Raw genomic sequence first — 16,972 nt, forward strand, 5'->3', positions numbered from 1 at the left:
GCTACTTGTACCGCTCCAGCAACGTATCGAGCTGCGAGGGCAGCAGGCGGCCATAGAGGTCACGGTCGATCATCACCGTGGGAGAGACCGCACAGTTCCCGGCACAAGACATGGTATCGAGGGTAAACTTTCCGCCCGCGGCAGTCTCGCCCACGTCCACACGAAGGCGATCCTGCAATTCCCGCAGCAGCCGTCCGCAGCCGTTGGCGTAGCACGATTCTCCCATGCAGACACGGATCAGGTGCCGGCCCGGATGCGTCAGGCGTAAATCGGGATAATAGGAAAGCACGCCGGCGACTTGCGCGGTGGTGGCGCCCAACGCATGAGCGATGTCTGGAACCGCTTCTGTCGGTACATGCCCGAGTCGCTCCTGCAAAGCCAGCAGGGCCTTGAGAATATTGGGCGGCTCACTCCGAACCTTCGCGAGAATGGTCTTCACCTGCTCATGCATAGGTGCGCTCGGTCCACGCATTTCGTATCTCGTCGCTCGTATCTCAATGCGGAACGGGAGCAAATAGCGTATTGCTTATGGCGTATAGTTGGGACCGACGGCAACCCGCGGCGTTCTGCCTTCATCCATTAGCCATACGCTCTTCTTTCCTGCCATCAGCTATGCGCTCGGATGCCTGCTGAGATACGCTTCACGAATCGACGTCAACAAAGCCCCACGTGAGCGCGGAGTTTGTTGTAATCGAAGGCCGTGACACCACTCCGAAGGCGGCCGAAATCGTTCCGTTCCATCTCATCGATCAGCGCCGCCACCTGACTACGCCCGGACTGGGTCGTCATCACATGCCGAGGGGTCTCACCGCCGACTGCGGGAGACTCACGGTCGGCCCACTCGAGGTAGACGGTTTCCAGGAAGGCATTCATCAACGTGCGATCTTCTTCATCCGTGACCACCACCGTCAACGGCTCTGCGGCGGACAACTCCGCCTGCGTCACCTGGCGCATCGGCGGTTGAACCGCTTCACCTCGGAAGTGCAGCGAAAACCCGAAGGCGGCCGCCAAACTATGTTTGACCGTATCGAGCCGCTCCCGCGAGTCACATTCGAGAAACAGTCCTGTGGCCGTCACGGTCACTCTGGCTGTCAGGCTTGCTCCCGCCGCTGCCTCATTCTTCCCCTGCACGAAGCGCCGGAGCTTTCCGGAAGCCGTCGTACCGGCAGAACGAACCGGAGCCTCCTCTTTCCATCCCTCCAGCTCAGCCATACCTCCCGCGATAAACGTGAACTCGTGGTGTTCATACAATGCCATGACATAGAAATAAGAGGCGCCGGCAGTCGTCCGATAACGAATTTCGCTCACCGCCTCGACCAGCGCCGCCAGGCGCATCCGCGCAAAATTCCGCAACAGCAGATGCCCGAACCGCTTGGCGAATTCCGGCCAGTCGCCCAGCTCGAATGAGCCGCCGACGACCTCCATCTCGCGACGCTCTTCACCGGTCGTTTCGTAGAGTGCCTTGGCGTCCTCCGCCGACAACATCAAGACCGGCCCAGCCGGCACAGCCAGCGGGCTTTCAGGATCACCCGGCTCCCGAACGAGCCTCGTGAACAACACCTGTCCGCTTTCTGCGTCCGATCCCAGGCTGTCGGCCGGCACCTCGTACACGCGCCCGTTTCCGATCGACCGTAGATTCCGCCGTTCCTTCCCGATCTCCTGTGGCAGCAATTCGACGAGATCCATATAGGAATGTTTGAGCGGATCCAGCCAGACCCGCTCTTCCTCGGGAATATGTTCAGTGATGACGTCACGCAGCTGCTCGATCAGGGTCAGCTGGCCGTCTTCCGGGTAGAAGTCTGCATAGAGCAACAAATCGGCCAGCCCGACTTCTTCCGGCAACGGCGACAGAGGGGCCTGGCTACCCAATTCAACGTACACTTGCAACGCGCGCGTGAAGGCAATCCGGCGCTGTTGGGCAAAACCCGGCGTCATCGACAGCCGATCGAGCCGCATCAGTATGATGTCCAGCTCCTTCGTCACCGGCACCGATCGCCCGACGACTCGTTCATTCGCGAGCTTCATGAATCTCCTCCATGACGGCCGTTTCCGCATCCAGCCAATCCTGAAGCGCGTGTCCCTCCCGACACCCTCGCTCCCTCCACAACTCAAAGGCCTTCTGAGAGATTCGTTCCCACATGCCTTCCGGCAGCTCGATTGGATTCGTCACGGCCGAGCTGACGGCTCGAACCTTCGATTGCGGAGCGGACGGCTTTTTCACTTTGGGCTTCATGGGGGACTCCTTTACGACAGCCTGCTGGTTATGCTTCCCCGAGAGGCACGACACGTTGATAGTCCGCGCCGAAATTGAACTGACGCACCGTGAGCACAGGACAGGGCGCGTGGCGCAGCATCGCGCCGGCAATGCTGCCGACGAGGACGTGGGAGATGCCACGCCGCCCATGCGTCCCCATGATCATCAAATCGTACCCTTGCTGGGTGACGTAGGATGCGATCGAATCCGCGGGCAGTCCCGGTTTCAAGACATGATCGACTTGAAGACCCTGCGCCTGCACACAGGCGACCAGCACGGTGAGGCGTTTCTCCAGATAGGCCCGCTGCTCCTTCCACTCCTTGGCATGACTCAGACTGAAGTCCAATCCATACGCCACCGGCTCCATGGCATGCAGAATGGTGATCGACGCTCCGAGCGGTTTGGCAAACTGGACGGCATATTCCAAAGCATCGAGCGAACAGGCCGAGAGATCGATGGGCACCACAATCCGTTTGATATTCGCCATCGCGGGGACAGCCTCACTGCCCTTGTCGGCCTTCACCGCCAGGACCGGACAAGGCGCCATACGGACGACCCGCTCCGCCGTGCTGCCGATCAGAACATGATCTAATCCGGTGCGCCCATGTGTACCGACCACCAGCAGGTCCGCGCCGATAGTGTGGGCGACCGTCTGGACCGCCTGGCTCGGAATGCCGGTTTCAATGCGCACCGTCACCGGCTGTCCGGCCGCCTTGGCGCGTGCCTCCACTGCCGCCAGCTGACGGCTGGCCTCGGCGCGCAAGTGATCCAGGTACATCTTGTTGACGGTATAGTCCGGATCCATCCCCGGGTAGAGCTCCAGGACCGTCATCACACAGAGCTCCGCCTTCCAGGCCGACGCCATCGCTAAGGCATAACCCATGGCCCGGTCCGCACAGGCCGAAAAATCCGTCGCAAAGAGCACTCGCTTGATCAGGGTCATGACTTAGACCGCCTCCACGTTCAACAGGAGCAGTTCGCCTTTCATGTTCGGATGAATGGAACAGCGGAACTCATGCCGGCCCGGCCGTTCCATGGTAAAGCGAACGACGGCTTCCTTCTTCGCATCCAAAAACAATCCGCCGATCTGCTTGCCATACGACACGATCCCGCCGGACTCGACGCGCGTCGGAATGCCGTCGAACATGGTCGACCCGAAATCGTGGCGCACCTGATCCTGATTGACGATGGCAATGACCGTCGCCACCCCCAGCCGGAGCGGCACCTGTTTGGTGACAAAGACGGAGTCCTTGATCGTCACTTCGATCCGCTGCTCCGCCTGCGCTCCACCCTGAGAACAGAGGGCCAGAACGAAACAAGCCGCCAACCATACCCGTCCTCCGCTCAACGAGTCCGACACCTTCCTCACACCCATAAGTGACCTCCTTTATAAACTCTTGCCCGTTTTCACTTTCGCCCGTTTCGTGGGGAGCGGCACTGTCAATACAGGACACCCGGCCGTCCGGACAACCTTCTCCGCCGTGCTGCCGAAGAAAATCTTATCGACCCCGCCGATCGCGCCCCCGTAGCTTCCCATGACCACCAAATCGACCCCCTCCACCCGAGCCGTGCGCGCAATTTCCTCGAATGGGCAGCCGTCCGCGAGCAGCCGGCGGATCGTCACCCCCTTCGCGTCATCCCTGGCCAACAGTTGCCGGGCATTGAGGCGGGCGAAATGATGCAGCTGCTTTTTCTGTTTCGCGGCTTCAGTGGCAGGCGCCAGCCCGAGTCGATTCAGCGCGTCTAAACTCTTGGTATCGACGACATGCAGCAGGAGCACCTCCGCCTGATACGATTTTGCGAACGACAGCGCAAGCCGGAAGGCTTCTTCGGAGCAGGGAGAAAAATCCACCGGCACGAGGATTTTCGTGAACAGACGATCGGCCATTACACCTCCACTCATCACTCCTACCTCTAGCACCAGTATTAGCAAGATCAGCAAGGCCGATGCCATGCAGAAAGGAGCGAGGGGCATAGAGCCTCTGGCTTATGGAACAGAGGATTTTGCAGACATCAGGGCCATTGGCCATACGCCCTAGGCTCTTGAACTTCATCTCCGGGGGGTGTCCTGCTACAGCCAATACCAGTGTTCTGTAGCGGAACGCCACAGAGCAACAAAGAGCTTATGGCTTGTAGCAAATAGCACATGCTGACAGAGATTTCTCCTATCGTGCCATCAGCTACAGGCGCTTAGACCTCCCCTTGCCGTCCACCCCTGTGCCGATGCTCGGATGGCATTCCTCTTGCTCCATCAGCGTTCAAGAGGACTGAACCATGTCGAGAACGCAATGGCTCTTGTTCGGAGCTGTGCTGGTGGGAGCAGCAGTCGCACTGTATCTGATCTTCTTCTGTCCGACCGATTGTCACTAACGGTCGCCGAGCTTTCACGTTGCGCGACCTGAGGGCCATGAACCGACAGGATCCACATCAATCTATGGAAGCGGAGAGCATCTTCCAGGTCAGAATCAGCCATGACGGCATCACGCTCGATGGAATCCTGGGTCTCCCTGCGCACCCGAGGGGTGTCATCGCCTTTGCCCACGGCAGCGGCAGCGGACGATTCAGTCCGCGCAACCAGTTCGTCGCCCGCCATCTGGAAACGGGAGGGTTCGCGACATTGCTGATGGACCTCCTCACCCCGGATGAGGCGGACGATCGCCGCAAAGTCTTCGACATCGACCTCCTCGCCGACCGGCTGCTGCTGGCAGAACGTTGGTTACAGGCACATCGCCAGACAGCCGGACTACGGGTCGGGTATTTCGGTGCCAGCACGGGAGCCGGCGCGGCGCTCCAAGCAGCTGCACGTGAACCCCAGGCGGTCGGCGCCATCGTGTCGCGCGGCGGACGGCCCGACCTGGCCGGCCCCTACCTGAGCCGGGTCACGGCACCGACGCTCCTGCTTGTCGGCGGAGACGACGGTCCCGTGATCGAGATGAATCAGGACGCGCTCAGGCAACTGACCTGCCGGAAAGAGCTGGTGATTGTCCCGGGAGCCAGTCATTTATTCGAGGAACCGGGCACGTTGGAGCAGGTCGCCCGGGAGGCGCTCCGCTGGTTTCAGCGGTATTTCCAGCCGGACGCGCACGCAGCAAAGGAGTCTCGATCATGAACGTGCTCTTGGCCGTCGATGGATCCGATCACTCCTATGAAGCCGTGCGGGCGCTGAAATATCTGCGCCGCCCGGATGAGCTGACCCTGCTCCATGTCGTCGATGCTCCCCGACCGGCCTACCCGATGATGGTGCCGGAAGTCGCCCAGGAGCTGTATTCGCAACTGGAGCGCAGTATGAAGGAGGATGGCGAGCATTTACTGACCAGGATCCATTCACTGCTCCCGCCTCACAGCGGGCCGGTCACCAAACAATTGGCCTCAGGATCCCCGGCGGAAATGATCGTCGCGACGGCTGAGTCACGCCATGTGGACCTCATTCTCATGGGAGCCAGGGGACTGGGACCGGTGAAGGAACGACTGTTGGGAAGCGTCTCCCATCGTATACTGAGCCTCGCTCCCTGCGCCAAACTGATCCTACAGGGCTCGCTCCGCGACTTGAAACAGGTCTTGCTCCCGCTGGAAGGACAATCGGACGCCGAGGCGGCGCTGCGGTTCCTCCGGAAGCAACCCTTCCATGAGCCGGTGAACATCAATCTGCTGGCTGTCCTCCCGCCGACCCGTCCGCCCTGGCCCGTTGACGACTCGGCAGCGGAAAAACTGGAGACGCAAGCCCTCAGGCATGCCCGTGACTTTGTGGATGGAGTGGCTACCGAACTCCGGACACTCGGGTATACCACCCGTAGCGCAAGCGTCCTGGGAACGCCGGTGACGATGATTCTCCATGAGGCGGAAAAGATGGGAGTAGACCTGATCATGGTGGGTTCGCGCGCCAGGCAGGGCATCACCCGATTCGTCCTGGGCAGCGTCTCGCATGCAGTGCTGCATCGCGCACCCTGTCAGGTGTTGGTGTTTGAATGAGTGCCGGAGGGTAACACGCGCAGAGGACGGCTGAAACCAATCAGGAGAAACGAGATACGCTTCACGAATGATGAACGTATCGCTTGAACGTTTTCAGGTGAGAAACAACAATAAAGAAAGTCACCACAGTTCCTAGGCTGGTCAGAAAGGCCGTCCGGCAAGGCCGCAGGGAGGCGTGCGATCGAGAACGCCGGTGGCGGTCTTTCTCAATAACCTGACTCAGCAGGGCTGTCCATTGAAAAGGCAGGGCTTATATCGCGCGATATCGAACTCGATGTTCTCCTGGTAGACACGCTCGTTCCCGTTCACCCCGTCCTGATCCGGATCGTTGAACATCGTGTGGTCCCACCAATAAAACAGGGGGTACGGCTCGGTGTAGTACACCGGATTCCCGTAATTGCTCCTCGTATACTCCTGCACCAGACGACCCGTAATATAGTCGACCTTCCCGTCGCCATGTAGCGAATAGAGCATGATGAACAGTCGCGCCTCATGGTCGTACAGTTCATCGAGGCGACTATTCAGGTCGGGCTCGATAGGAAGCGGATCCTGTGACCAAGCGGAGGTAGCCGGAATAAAGAGGAGCACAGCGAGCAGAAGACTGGCGGCAACGCGAAGGTTCGTCATGGTTCAGAAAGCAGATCGACGCCATGATGGAGACAATTTCACTCATGCTACCACCCAGCTATACCCCGTTCAAGCGCTCGGCTGACTTTTTCGGGTCCTCGTCACCTTGCCGATCGAAGGTGCGCGCTCTTATAATCGCAGACGATGTCCACCAGCATGCCACGCGCGTCACTTCATACATTGGGCTGCCGTCTCAGCCAATCCGAGACCTCCATGTTAGCCGATACCCTGGCACGCCGGGGGTACCGACTGGTGGAGTTCGGCAAGGAGACGGACCTGCTCGTCTTGAACACCTGCTCGGTGACGGAGAATGCCGAAAAAGATTGCCGTTATGCCGTCCGCAAGACCTTGCGCCACTCGCCGCATGCCTTCGTCGCGGTCACGGGCTGTTATGCCCAGACCGGTGCCACGCAGCTGCAGAAGGTACCCGGCATCGACCTGATCGTCGGCACCCAGTTCAAAATGAATCTCCCTGACTATCTCCCGGCGCCGGCCAAACTCCTGAAACAGCCGGAGCCCGAACTCCGCCATACCCGTACGATCGATCGCGAAGACTTCGTCCTGCCCGGCACCGCCTATTCCGACTCGACCCGCGCCCTGCTGAAGATTCAGGACGGATGCGACTTCATGTGCAGCTTCTGCCTGATTCCGTTCGCGCGCGGGCGGGAGCGCAGCCGGACCGCCGAGGATGTCTTGCGGGAAGCCCGTGAGCTCGCCGCCCATGGCTATCGCGAACTCGTTCTCACCGGGGTGAACATCGGCCAATACTCATATCAGGGTCTCGGACTGGTTGAACTCCTGCGGGAACTCGAAGCGATTCCCGACGTCGCCCGGATCAGGATTTCCTCGATCGAACCCACGACCGTCCCTGCTGCCTTGCTGGAGCACATGGCCGGCTCCACGAAACTGTGTCATTACCTGCACCTTCCCCTGCAAAGCGGCGACGATGGAATCCTGCAGGCGATGAACCGGCGTTATGCCGTTCGCGAATATGAGGAGCTGGTCGAGCAGGCCATCGCGCTGATGCCGGATCTCGGATTGGGAACCGATCTCATGGTCGGATTTCCCGGCGAAAACGAACAGGCGTTCGCGAATACGGTCCGGACAGTCGAGCGACTCCCCTTCTCCTATTTCCATGTCTTCAGTTATTCGGCGCGTCCGGGTACGGCAGCTGCGCGACTGGAGGGCCAGATTCCGCCTGCCGTCATCCGGCAACGCAGCAAGGCCCTGGCGGAACTGTCACGGACGAAAGCGCTGGCTTTTTATCAGCAACAGATCGGCCGCACCCTCCCCGTCCTCTTCGAACAAGGGGAACGCGATGGATTTCGCACCGGCACCACAGCCAACTTCACCCGGGTGGCAGTCGCGGCCGATGCCGTCGAGGCCGGCTCGATCCACCAAGTCACCATCACCGGCATCATGGACGGGCTGGCCTATGGCCGGCCCGTCGCCACAGTCTTAGCGCCCTCGCACAGGCCACTTGTATGACACAACCCAATAAGCCCCATACCGTCCATATCGAAACCTTCGGCTGCCAGATGAACGAGTACGATTCCGAACTCGTGCGGTCGTTACTCCGCAAAGCGGGATTCGAGTTTACCGAAGATCGCGAGCGCGCCGATGTCATGCTCATGAACACCTGTGCCATCCGTGAGAATGCGCATAACAAGGTCTATGGCCATCTCGCCGAGTTGAAGGCGGTGAAGGAACAGCGCCCGCTGGTCGTCGGGGTGCTCGGCTGCATGGCGCAAAACCTCAAAGAGGAGCTGACGGAGAAACAACCGCTGGTGGATGTGCTCGTGGGCCCGGACGGATACCGGCAATTGCCGGGACTATTGACGAATGCGCTGAATGCGGAAGAACAGGGCCTGGTGCGACGGGGCATGGCCGTAGACCTGTCCGAATATGAAACCTACGACGACATCCTCCCCGAGCGCGACGGCAGCAGCAACGCCTGGATCGCCATCATGCGCGGTTGCGACAACTTTTGCAGCTTCTGCGTGGTGCCCTACACGCGAGGGCGCGAGCGTTCACGCGATCCCCAGGGAATCCTCCGCGAGGTCGAGGCGTCGGTCGCCACCGGTCATACGCAGATCACGTTGCTCGGACAGAACGTGAACAGCTACCGGTATGAAGACTGGGACTTTGCCCGCCTCATCCTTGCGGTCGCCGAGGTGCCGGGAGTCCGGCGGGTCCGCTTCACGTCTCCGCACCCGAAGGACTTTCCTGCTGCGTTGCTGGATGCCGTCGCCGGCCATCCGAACATCTGCAAACATATCCACCTGCCCCTGCAATCCGGCAACGACCGCATCCTGGAACTCATGAACCGGACCTACAGCCGGAAAGAATATCTCGATCTGGCCGCGCATATTCGACGCCGCCATCCCGGGATCGCGCTCACCACCGATATCATCTGTGGCTTTTGCTCGGAAACCGAGGAGGAGTTTCTGGATACCTATCGGGTCGTCGAGGAGGTGCAGTACCACTCCGCCTATGTGTTCAAGTATTCGGAGCGGAAAAATACCATCGCGGCGCGGAAGTTCCCGGACGACGTGCCGGAGGCCGTGAAGGGCGAACGGGTCAGCCGCCTGGTGGACCTGCAGCGCCCTATCACCGCGCGCCTCAATCGGGAATTGATCGGACAGACCCTGCCGGTGATGGTCGAAGGCGACTCCAAACGCTCCAGCGATCAATGGATGGGCCGCACCGATACCGGCGTGTACGTCATTTGGAACAAGAGCGACGCCCCGGCGTTACTCGGCAGCATTCAACCGGTCACTATTCTCGACGGCAGCGCCGCAGTCCTGATGGGACGGCGCGAGCCCTCTACGAGAGTCGCGTGAATTATCCCCGCACTCCGCACAACTCATCGCCCGGCCGCCTGCGACAGGTCTACGAGAGACCAAAGATTGCCGTCGAACGGCGACATTCTTGCCCAGTCCTGAACAACAGTTGCCAATTTTTAGACACCCGCACTCGTCAGACTGACGGGAAAAGAGCAGGCATCGGCGCCTCTCGCCGTCTTCAGCGCCTGGCTCGCGTGTCGGCTCACCATCACCTGCCTCTCAATGGAGCGACTTCACCGCCTTGAAACTTCAATAGCTTAGACGGCATCTTTCGCCCGCGATCAATCACGTCGCATCAGCCGCAGCCACAGCAGAGATCGACTCTCAGGGGATTACCACTAGGGTCTCCGAAGTCCATGGAAAGAGGGCATAGCCCTTGCTTGGTCCATTCTGGCGTCCACAATTAACCAGGTTCATCAACCACCGACCGGCCCCAGAGGATTTCGCATCATGAAGAAAGACATCGCCCAGAGTCATGCAGAAGAGGCCCCTCGGGGCATGAGCCTGGAAACCATTATCGCCGTCGGGGTCTTCGGGTGGATGGCCCTCGGCGTGGTGATGATGGGCTTGGGAATCTGGTAGTCCCGATTCGTTACGACGCGCCTTCGTCCTGAAGCCGCGCCGCCTCTGTTCGCACCGCATCGACCAGCCGAGAAGGATGACCGCCATGCGAATTCACGGCTCCCGCACTCCTTTCACCAAGACCCTGAACTCCGGACTCCTTGGGTTGACCCTGTTGGGAGCCATGGCTGCCGGTTGCTCATCGACCGCCGCCACCGTTCAACAGAAGGCCGCTGCGCAACCCCAGGGTTCTGTCCGGCTCGAAGAAGTCGCCGATTGGGAATTTGAGGCCAGCCACCCCAGCACGATCGCTCTCGCCACCCTCGATAGCCTGCTGCGTGGGGTCATGATCTCGGACGCACAGACGGATCTCTCGAATCTGCCCGTGGATGGCAGCAAGCCGATGAAAGTATTCAGCGATGAGGACGTGCACTATCTTGCTCCCCTGCTAGCCCAAGCGTTGTCTCAAGCGCAACCCGAATATGTGGTCGCTTTCCGTCTATCCTCATCGGCAGGGTCAGGCTCTGAACCCACCGCGGGCACCCTTTACGTTCAGAACGAACGGTTGTATCTCACCGTGACCGAGCACAACGGTACGCTGGCGAAAGTCGAGTCTTCCCTGTTCAGCAGCGGGCGACCGGCTCGCATCGTGAGCATTACGCCGGAATCAGCCGGAAAAATCGAGCAGGCATTACCGGCGATTGCGCAGGGCCGGCAGCCGCTCAAATCCCTCGCCATCGACTACAAACTGTTTGCCAAGAACCCAGAACCGGCCCCGGCGGTCGCGGCAACGATCGCAGCGCCGGCGCCTCAACCGGTCCAAACCTCTGCACCCCGGATGGTCGTCGCCTCGGTGGTAGAAGAGGCGCCGGTTAAGAACGCCCCCCCTGCGCAGCCGGCAGGCCCGGCATCCCATGCGTCGAAAGCTTCTTCCGCCGAGGATGAACGATTGACCGAAACACTTCAGGAGTTACAGGACGCGCGGGAAGCGATGGCCCGGAAAGACGCCAAGATCAGCGCCCTGCGAAGAGATCTGGAATCGATGCGTACGCAGTTGGAAACGAAGGACAAGGAACTTCGGGCCGTGAAGAGCACCCCGCAGACTCAACCCAAACGCGAGACCCGGAACAAGGCCGAACTCACGGTTCGCTGACCGCCTGCCCGTTCATTCAGCCCACATCGATGACTTCCGGCCGCAGAAGCACGATCTCCCGTGAGATCGGCTGCCGGAAATTCATGCGGCAATAGCAGCCATACGTGACATAGGTATCCTGCAGGCAGTAGAGAGCGATTTCCTTGCCCTGCCCGTCCGCCCACATCTGCGCCACCTGCGACCCGCTGCCCGATTTACTTTCCACGTTCAACGCCCGCGCGAGCACGTCCAGCTTGACCCACCCACGATTGTCCCAGTTGCTCCAGATCGCCATGGTGTCGTACACCGGCTCCGCCCGAAACTTGGCCAGGTTGATCTCCATGGTCGGCTTCACCTGCTGAATGATCGAGCGTTTCTTGATGAAGGGCAGGTCGAAATTCAGGCCGTTGTGGGTAATGAACAACGAGGGCCGGAGCTGCCCGAGATGACTCCAGAAACGACGTAATAGCTCCTGCTCGTTCGCCCCGTACCAGGAGGTGGCGCCACGCGGTTCGAGGTTGTCGGAAAACTCCAGCAACCCGATACACACGATGCGGCTGAAGGTTCCGTCGAAGGAGGATTTTTCATAGAGTTCTTCATCGAGCCGATGCTGCGCCTGCGCCTCCCCGACTGCGAACAGATCCCCTCCGGTCTCGGAAAAAGCCGCCTCCCCCGAAGCCAGTTGGCGACCGGCCAGCCGGGCCCATTCCTCCCGGGGAGCCTGGACCGTTTCGATGTCGAGGACCACTTTCATACACCCCTACACTTTCCCCTGCTGAAGCGCCGCGATAACGGGCTGATCGGCCGAAGGAAACTCGAACGCGGCCATCTCATGAGGATAGACCCATCGAAGTTCCGCGCAGTCCAGCGCGATCGCAACACCGGTCTCGATCCGGCAGCGAAAGAAATGCAATTCCACAATCTTCTCGGGATATTCATGTCGTACGACCTGAAAGGGAGTGGGAGGGCCGATACGCACATTCAGCTCCTCCCTTAACTCCCGATGCAGACACTCCTCCAACGTTTCGCCCGTTTCTCGTTTCCCGCCCGGGAACTCCCATAAGCCGCCGAGATGCACCCCGGCCTTCCGCCGCGCGATCAGATACCGACCCTCGTGAACAATGATCCCTGCCGCAACCTCGATCACTTCCATCATGCACCGCGTCCGGGAGAAGAACGTATGGCCTATGGCATGTAGCTCGGCACTGAAAAGCAGGTACGTCTCGCTTCCAAACTATGGGCCATTGGCTATGCGCCATATGCTCCTGATCCGCTACCTGGCCGGATCGAACGGATAGGTCTTGCAGAACGGTTTCATCGGGCACAGGAGGCAGTAGGGGTCGCGCGCCGTACAGACCGTAGCGCCGAAATCCATGAGGGCCTGATTGAAGTCATACCCCTTACCGCGCGGGATCAGGGTTTCAGACAACTCCCAGAGGGCGGCCTTTTGCGCCTTGGGGTCGCCCTGCGCAATGAACACACGATGCAGCACGCGGATCACGTTCGTGTCCAGAATCGGAGCGTCTTCGTTGAACGCAAACGAACGAATCGCCCCCGCGGTGTACCGCCCGATGCCCTTGAAGGACAACAACTCCTCCGCATCGTTCGGCAACTGCCCGCCGTAGCGGGCTACGGTTTCACAAGCGATGCTGTGCAACCGTTCCGGCCGGATGTTGTACCCCAGCGGATACCAGGTCTGCTTGACCTCCGCAACCGGCGCATCGGCTAACTGTTCAAACGACGGATACCGTTCCAAAAATTCATGGTACTTGGGAATCACACGATCGACCTGGGTCTGCTGGAGCATCACTTCCGACACCAGGATGTGATAAGGATCGGAGGTCCTGCGCCAGGGTAGGTCACGCCCATGTTCCTTGTACCACTTCAACAACCGGTTCTGAAAACGCTGCTTCAGCCCGCGTGCAAGCGGGACCGAGGACTGAGGCGACTTCTTCTTACGGCGCGGGGATTTCTGAACGCGAGACTTTGTAGACATAACTGTTCGTGATGAGTGGCGGCATTCTAAGAGGCGGGCGGGCTGAAAATCAAACTACGACGCCTCGACGAGCGGAGCCGCAGAGCGCGATCCACCAGGACGAATCCTTGCTTCGCGCCCTGCGGTCCCTCGCAGCGCTTGTGATACCGCTCGCTACTGCGGCGAAGCCTGCACCTTGGTCCCTTCCTTCACCGGCGGATCGATCACAATCTGAGGGCCTTGCACCTTCGGCAAGATCCCGGCCCCCGGTTTTTCCAGGAGTCGCTGATTCTGCTCGTCTTTCGGAAGCTGTTGCGACACATGCCGGTCGTCGAACGCCGCCGCTCCGTTGAGCGCCTTCTCCCCGACCGCATTGGCGCGGCCCGGATCGTTGGCAAGAGACTGCCCATTGACTGGATCAGTCGCCTTGCCCATTGGATAGCCGGGATGTTGCGGCAACATCACAGGGTTGCCGAACGCCACGCCGGCCATCAGCATTCCGGTCAGAGTAAATGGAATGATAATGATATGGAATGAGGCTTTCATATCAAACCTCCTGTTAAGCGGGTGAAATGAAAACGCCCTCCTGTCAGGACGATCAGAAGGGCGCAGGAAGACATCGATGGAATAACAGGGAACTGACGAGCGTGGTTGGATCGAGGTCACCCCGGCTTCATGGTCACCTCCAAGACTATTGTATTCAGCTTGCTCTCGTTGAACCCAACAATCAAGTCCGCCCAACCTCGTAACAACATCCACGACGCCGGGAAAAGTCCCGGCGCAGGCCCTCCCATACCCTAGGGTTTTTCCCAACTCCAAATGGTCGGGGACATTATCCTGATCGCGCCGCGATTAGGGACATGTTATGTCCTTCTGACGAAACACATTATCCGCGCTCGTTGCTCGCTCCCCATTACAGAGATCACGAGGCGGTTTCCGACGCTGATGGCGCGGCTCTACGCACCGCCTCCCGCCGGACTACAGATTCGACAGCTCGCGCGATGATTCAATTCACGTAAGGATACAGACCGGCCCATGACCATGAAAGTTCACTATCAGGTCTCTCTCTCGAAGGAGTCGACCACAAGCGGAGAAGGACGGCTTCTGGATCTCTCGGTGGAAGGCTGCCGTATCGAGGGTGCGCACCATTTGCCCGTCAACACCTACCTTTCCCTGCGGCTGATCATTTCACCGAAGGAGATGCCGGTCCTCGTGGATCTGGCCGCCGTGCGATGGACGCGTGGAATCGTCTGCGGCATACACTTTCTCTCGCTCCAGCCGTTACAGACCGCACGGCTGAAAACGTTTCTCGCCTCCGCCGCGCCGCAAAAACCACCGAACACACCCGACAAGGGCTAAGTCACCGGCCCCCTCTCTTCTTCTCACCCCCCCTAGGATTTTCCCTTGCCTTTTTCGTGCCGCTCTTGCATCCTTGGGCCGCCCCTAGAGATAACCCTAGGTCTCTCGAAGCCCCATCGACTACTCAAGAGGAACGATGTCATGAACGAAGAGAATCAAACTCGGCGCATAGACGTGCTGGCAATCGGCCTATTCGGTCTGGCAGTGGGCGCGCTGACGCTCGGGGTGGCGCAGTTAGGATGGATTCAACAGAAGAACATGGTCGGCGCGCTGGTCATCGCCTTGATCTTCGGCGGGGTGGTGCAAGTCTTGGCCGGCATTACCGACATTCGCTACAACGAGCAACTGGGCGGAACCGCGCTGACCATGTACGGTTTCCTTTGGATCACGCTCTGCACCGTCAAACTCGTGAGCACAAGCGGCACGTTTCACTTCGATGCGGTGCTCTATCTCCCTATTAATCTGGTCTACGCGGTCTTTTCAGGGGTCATGGTCTTTCTCACGGCCTATCGAAACCTCACGCTCAGCGCCCTCCACGTCGTCATCACCCTTACGTTTCTTGCCACCGTATTCGCCCGCCTGGATTTCATCAGCGAACTCCTGCCGGGGTGGGGCCACATCATTGTCGGTCTGATGGCCTTTTATCATGCGGTCGGCAGTTTGACTCAGGCCTTTACCGGGAAATCCATCCTCCCGCTCGGCCCGCCGCTCCTGTTTCACACACAGAAGCACGTGCACTCGATCGCCAAGGTGGTCTAGCCCGGACCATTCTTGAATCCCTGCTCCGTCGTCCGATTCTCTCGCCCGGCGAGGCTTTTCTCGTTCGGCCTCCTCGACGGACTGCAAGTACGCCTGCGTCGGCCTTACGTGCGAGAAGCCTCGGCGGGCTTCGGTCTCGAACGTCTCGCGCCGGCATTCATGAATAGTCCGGGCTAGCGGCGCGCTCCTCGTCGTGCGTCGTTCGTGAAACGTCGCTCTTCTCTGGTCCGCATACGTTTGACGTTTCACGTTTGACGCTTCAACAGCCTCCTACCAGTCCGCGCCCATCCGGTCCACCACGATCTGATGCACGGCCGACTGGGGAGCGAGGCAGGCCAGGTAGAGCGCGGTCTCGGCGATGTCGAACGGATCGATCTTTTCGCTGCCGGCCCGCTCCCCAGCCGAGGCATCGACCAGATCATCCGCCACGCCGCCGGGACAGATCGCGCTCACTTTGATACGGTGCGCGCGCCCCTCGTCCGCCAGTGCCTTACTCAACGCCATGATCGCGTGTTTCGACGCGCTGTAGGTCCCCGTTCCGCTCCAAGCCTGCACGCCCGCCACGCTCGACATATTGAGAATCGTGCCGCCGCCCTGCTTCTTCATCTGCGCAAAGGCGGCCCGGCAGCAGAAGAACGTCCCGCGCACATTCGTATTCATCACTTCGTCGAAGGCTTCGGTGCTGGTCTCGGCCAGCCGGCGTCCGCCGAAGATCCCGGCGTTGTTCACCAGGATATCCAGGCGCTGGAAACGTCGAACGATTTCACCGATCAGTCGCTCCACCTGCGACTCGTCCGCCACGTCGGTCTGCAGCGGTAAGGCGGTTCCTCCGGCCGCCTCGATCTGAGCGACGGTTTCTTCGCATTTGTACAATCGCCTGGCTGCAACGACGACCATCGCGCCCTCTTGCGCGAACCGGAGCGCGATGGCCTTGCCGATCCCGCTACTGCTACCGGTGACGATCGCGACTTTGCCGTTCAAGCGTTTCATAGCTCCGACCTCCTCAATGAATTGCTCCTGCCGGACTGAGAGCCGCCTCTACCATACAGGGAAACGGATTGCAGAAATAAGCCCTGACGTGAATGGATCGAAGCGTGTGAGGTCAGGCGGCGGGTCGTGCCGGCACAGCCTGCCAACGGAAAAGCAGCTAACGGGGATTTTTCTCGGTCGGGTTCTCTACACGCGAGGTATGACGATCGACATTTCGCCCAAGTACTTCGCCGACTCGTGCCAGCACTTCCTGTTCGGCCGCTTCCGGTGTGGAGCAAGGCCCTGAGGCGACCGATTGCTCGGCAAGGTTGTGCCCCACCCCGCAACCGACGGTGGCATCCGCGGACCAGCGACCATCACCGGCGGCATGGAATGTCACATGGACGTCGCACCCGGTGATGCGGATATCCTTCGTGTCATTCGACATCTATCAAACTCCTCCCCTGCTGGTAGAAACCGGAAGGCATGAGGCACAGGTTCAAGGTAATCCTGCAATCGGA

The 16,972-nt window shown here is 59.9% G+C and carries 22 protein-coding genes; 9 read left to right on the forward strand and 13 right to left on the reverse strand.

Features of this window, described 5'->3' with window-relative positions:
• Position 1 precedes the first annotated feature (1 nt).
• The 6 genes from NSND_RS01245 to NSND_RS01270 form a co-directional block, all read right to left on the reverse strand.
• Positions 2-451, reverse strand: a complete 450-nt coding sequence (locus NSND_RS01245; RefSeq protein ID WP_235000127.1) for an NADH-quinone oxidoreductase subunit NuoE family protein — start codon at positions 449-451, stop codon at positions 2-4.
• A gap of 203 nt (positions 452-654) precedes the next feature.
• Positions 655-2,025, reverse strand: coding sequence for a hypothetical protein (locus tag NSND_RS01250; RefSeq protein ID WP_080877240.1), 1,371 nt, complete (start codon positions 2,023-2,025; stop codon positions 655-657).
• Complete coding sequence (locus NSND_RS21125) at positions 2,009-2,233, reverse strand: DUF2934 domain-containing protein (RefSeq protein WP_159450566.1); 225 nt, start codon at positions 2,231-2,233, stop codon at positions 2,009-2,011. Before NSND_RS21125 ends, NSND_RS01250 begins: the two co-directional genes overlap by 17 nt.
• Before the next feature lie 28 nt (positions 2,234-2,261).
• Positions 2,262-3,197 (reverse strand): universal stress protein, encoded by a 936-nt coding sequence (locus NSND_RS01260; RefSeq protein ID WP_080877242.1) that lies wholly within the window; start codon positions 3,195-3,197, stop codon positions 2,262-2,264.
• Positions 3,198-3,200: 3 nt separating this feature from the next.
• Positions 3,201-3,629 (reverse strand): cupredoxin domain-containing protein, encoded by a 429-nt coding sequence (locus tag NSND_RS01265; protein ID WP_080877243.1) that lies wholly within the window; start codon positions 3,627-3,629, stop codon positions 3,201-3,203.
• A gap of 12 nt (positions 3,630-3,641) precedes the next feature.
• Positions 3,642-4,142: a universal stress protein gene (locus tag NSND_RS01270; RefSeq protein WP_159450567.1), complete on the reverse strand. Its 501-nt coding sequence runs from the start codon at positions 4,140-4,142 to the stop codon at positions 3,642-3,644.
• A gap of 386 nt (positions 4,143-4,528) precedes the next feature.
• Between NSND_RS01270 and NSND_RS21560 the strand changes: the two genes are divergently transcribed.
• From NSND_RS21560 to NSND_RS01280, 3 genes are all read left to right on the forward strand, one after another.
• Positions 4,529-4,624, forward strand: coding sequence for a DUF2116 family Zn-ribbon domain-containing protein (locus tag NSND_RS21560; protein ID WP_235000128.1), 96 nt, complete (start codon positions 4,529-4,531; stop codon positions 4,622-4,624).
• A gap of 64 nt (positions 4,625-4,688) precedes the next feature.
• Positions 4,689-5,363: a dienelactone hydrolase family protein gene (locus NSND_RS01275; protein ID WP_080877245.1), complete on the forward strand. Its 675-nt coding sequence runs from the start codon at positions 4,689-4,691 to the stop codon at positions 5,361-5,363.
• Positions 5,360-6,223: a universal stress protein gene (locus NSND_RS01280; RefSeq protein WP_080877246.1), complete on the forward strand. Its 864-nt coding sequence runs from the start codon at positions 5,360-5,362 to the stop codon at positions 6,221-6,223. The genes NSND_RS01275 and NSND_RS01280 overlap by 4 nt, the downstream gene beginning before the upstream one ends.
• A gap of 219 nt (positions 6,224-6,442) precedes the next feature.
• Here the strand turns inward: NSND_RS01280 and NSND_RS01285 are convergent, their stop codons facing one another.
• Positions 6,443-6,850, reverse strand: a complete 408-nt coding sequence (locus tag NSND_RS01285) for a hypothetical protein (protein WP_080877247.1) — start codon at positions 6,848-6,850, stop codon at positions 6,443-6,445.
• Positions 6,851-7,006: 156 nt separating this feature from the next.
• Here NSND_RS01285 and mtaB point away from each other — a divergent pair, with 156 nt between their 5' ends.
• From mtaB to NSND_RS01300, 4 genes are all read left to right on the forward strand, one after another.
• Positions 7,007-8,338, forward strand: a complete 1,332-nt coding sequence (gene mtaB / locus NSND_RS01290; RefSeq protein WP_159450568.1) for a tRNA (N(6)-L-threonylcarbamoyladenosine(37)-C(2))-methylthiotransferase MtaB — start codon at positions 7,007-7,009, stop codon at positions 8,336-8,338.
• A complete protein-coding gene (gene miaB / locus NSND_RS01295) occupies positions 8,335-9,693 on the forward strand; it encodes a tRNA (N6-isopentenyl adenosine(37)-C2)-methylthiotransferase MiaB (RefSeq protein WP_080877249.1) in 1,359 nt (452 codons plus the stop codon). Before mtaB ends, miaB begins: the two co-directional genes overlap by 4 nt.
• A gap of 453 nt (positions 9,694-10,146) precedes the next feature.
• Positions 10,147-10,278, forward strand: a complete 132-nt coding sequence (locus NSND_RS21790; RefSeq protein ID WP_013248468.1) for a hypothetical protein — start codon at positions 10,147-10,149, stop codon at positions 10,276-10,278.
• Between the two features lie 85 nt (positions 10,279-10,363).
• Positions 10,364-11,410 (forward strand): hypothetical protein, encoded by a 1,047-nt coding sequence (locus NSND_RS01300; protein WP_080877250.1) that lies wholly within the window; start codon positions 10,364-10,366, stop codon positions 11,408-11,410.
• Between the two features lie 16 nt (positions 11,411-11,426).
• Here NSND_RS01300 and NSND_RS01305 read toward each other — a convergent pair whose 3' ends face one another.
• The 4 genes from NSND_RS01305 to NSND_RS01320 all read right to left on the reverse strand — a co-directional run bounded on the left by NSND_RS01305 (position 11,427) and on the right by NSND_RS01320 (position 13,910).
• On the reverse strand, positions 11,427-12,143 hold the full coding sequence (locus NSND_RS01305; RefSeq protein WP_080877251.1) for a 3'-5' exonuclease: 717 nt from the start codon (positions 12,141-12,143) through the stop codon (positions 11,427-11,429).
• 6 nt (positions 12,144-12,149) lie between these two features.
• Positions 12,150-12,545 (reverse strand): 8-oxo-dGTP diphosphatase MutT, encoded by a 396-nt coding sequence (mutT, locus tag NSND_RS01310; protein WP_080877252.1) that lies wholly within the window; start codon positions 12,543-12,545, stop codon positions 12,150-12,152.
• A 117-nt stretch (positions 12,546-12,662) separates the two neighbouring features.
• Positions 12,663-13,385 (reverse strand): A/G-specific adenine glycosylase, encoded by a 723-nt coding sequence (locus NSND_RS01315; RefSeq protein WP_080877253.1) that lies wholly within the window; start codon positions 13,383-13,385, stop codon positions 12,663-12,665.
• A 153-nt stretch (positions 13,386-13,538) separates the two neighbouring features.
• A complete protein-coding gene (locus NSND_RS01320) occupies positions 13,539-13,910 on the reverse strand; it encodes a hypothetical protein (protein WP_080877254.1) in 372 nt (123 codons plus the stop codon).
• Between the two features lie 489 nt (positions 13,911-14,399).
• On the opposite strand from NSND_RS01320, the gene NSND_RS01325 reads away from it, so the two are divergent.
• Together NSND_RS01325 and NSND_RS01330 are read left to right on the forward strand one after the other, a co-directional pair.
• A complete protein-coding gene (locus NSND_RS01325; RefSeq protein WP_080877255.1) occupies positions 14,400-14,723 on the forward strand; it encodes a PilZ domain-containing protein in 324 nt (107 codons plus the stop codon).
• 141 nt (positions 14,724-14,864) lie between these two features.
• On the forward strand, positions 14,865-15,482 hold the full coding sequence (locus tag NSND_RS01330) for an acetate uptake transporter (protein WP_080877256.1): 618 nt from the start codon (positions 14,865-14,867) through the stop codon (positions 15,480-15,482).
• 270 nt (positions 15,483-15,752) lie between these two features.
• On the opposite strand, the gene NSND_RS01335 is transcribed toward NSND_RS01330, so the two are convergent.
• Entirely contained in the window at positions 15,753-16,472 is a 720-nt protein-coding gene (locus tag NSND_RS01335) for an SDR family NAD(P)-dependent oxidoreductase (protein ID WP_080877257.1), read from the reverse strand.
• Positions 16,473-16,629: 157 nt separating this feature from the next.
• Positions 16,630-16,899, reverse strand: coding sequence for a hypothetical protein (locus NSND_RS01340; protein WP_080877258.1), 270 nt, complete (start codon positions 16,897-16,899; stop codon positions 16,630-16,632).
• Positions 16,900-16,972: the final 73 nt, after the last annotated feature.

This window comes from Nitrospira sp. ND1 (genome assembly GCF_900170025.1).
Classification (GTDB): domain Bacteria; phylum Nitrospirota; class Nitrospiria; order Nitrospirales; family Nitrospiraceae; genus Nitrospira_A.

Excerpts from the sequence above, each read along its gene's own strand:
- NSND_RS01245 (WP_235000127.1), bottom strand. The coding sequence starts at position 451 with ATGCATGAGCAGGTGAAGACCATTCTCGCGAAGGTTCGGAGTGAGCCG.
- NSND_RS01250 (WP_080877240.1), bottom strand. The coding sequence starts at position 2,025 with ATGAAGCTCGCGAATGAACGAGTCGTCGGGCGATCGGTGCCGGTGACG.
- NSND_RS21125 (WP_159450566.1), bottom strand. The coding sequence starts at position 2,233 with ATGAAGCCCAAAGTGAAAAAGCCGTCCGCTCCGCAATCGAAGGTTCGA.
- NSND_RS01260 (WP_080877242.1), bottom strand. The coding sequence starts at position 3,197 with ATGACCCTGATCAAGCGAGTGCTCTTTGCGACGGATTTTTCGGCCTGT.
- NSND_RS01265 (WP_080877243.1), bottom strand. The coding sequence starts at position 3,629 with ATGGGTGTGAGGAAGGTGTCGGACTCGTTGAGCGGAGGACGGGTATGG.
- NSND_RS01270 (WP_159450567.1), bottom strand. The coding sequence starts at position 4,142 with ATGGCCGATCGTCTGTTCACGAAAATCCTCGTGCCGGTGGATTTTTCT.
- NSND_RS21560 (WP_235000128.1), top strand. The coding sequence starts at position 4,529 with ATGTCGAGAACGCAATGGCTCTTGTTCGGAGCTGTGCTGGTGGGAGCA.
- NSND_RS01275 (WP_080877245.1), top strand. The coding sequence starts at position 4,689 with ATGGAAGCGGAGAGCATCTTCCAGGTCAGAATCAGCCATGACGGCATC.
- NSND_RS01280 (WP_080877246.1), top strand. The coding sequence starts at position 5,360 with ATGAACGTGCTCTTGGCCGTCGATGGATCCGATCACTCCTATGAAGCC.
- NSND_RS01285 (WP_080877247.1), bottom strand. The coding sequence starts at position 6,850 with ATGACGAACCTTCGCGTTGCCGCCAGTCTTCTGCTCGCTGTGCTCCTC.
- mtaB (WP_159450568.1), top strand. The coding sequence starts at position 7,007 with ATGCCACGCGCGTCACTTCATACATTGGGCTGCCGTCTCAGCCAATCC.
- miaB (WP_080877249.1), top strand. The coding sequence starts at position 8,335 with ATGACACAACCCAATAAGCCCCATACCGTCCATATCGAAACCTTCGGC.
- NSND_RS21790 (WP_013248468.1), top strand. The coding sequence starts at position 10,147 with ATGAAGAAAGACATCGCCCAGAGTCATGCAGAAGAGGCCCCTCGGGGC.
- NSND_RS01300 (WP_080877250.1), top strand. The coding sequence starts at position 10,364 with ATGCGAATTCACGGCTCCCGCACTCCTTTCACCAAGACCCTGAACTCC.
- NSND_RS01305 (WP_080877251.1), bottom strand. The coding sequence starts at position 12,143 with ATGAAAGTGGTCCTCGACATCGAAACGGTCCAGGCTCCCCGGGAGGAA.
- mutT (WP_080877252.1), bottom strand. The coding sequence starts at position 12,545 with ATGATGGAAGTGATCGAGGTTGCGGCAGGGATCATTGTTCACGAGGGT.
- NSND_RS01315 (WP_080877253.1), bottom strand. The coding sequence starts at position 13,385 with ATGTCTACAAAGTCTCGCGTTCAGAAATCCCCGCGCCGTAAGAAGAAG.
- NSND_RS01320 (WP_080877254.1), bottom strand. The coding sequence starts at position 13,910 with ATGAAAGCCTCATTCCATATCATTATCATTCCATTTACTCTGACCGGA.
- NSND_RS01325 (WP_080877255.1), top strand. The coding sequence starts at position 14,400 with ATGACCATGAAAGTTCACTATCAGGTCTCTCTCTCGAAGGAGTCGACC.
- NSND_RS01330 (WP_080877256.1), top strand. The coding sequence starts at position 14,865 with ATGAACGAAGAGAATCAAACTCGGCGCATAGACGTGCTGGCAATCGGC.
- NSND_RS01335 (WP_080877257.1), bottom strand. The coding sequence starts at position 16,472 with ATGAAACGCTTGAACGGCAAAGTCGCGATCGTCACCGGTAGCAGTAGC.
- NSND_RS01340 (WP_080877258.1), bottom strand. The coding sequence starts at position 16,899 with ATGTCGAATGACACGAAGGATATCCGCATCACCGGGTGCGACGTCCAT.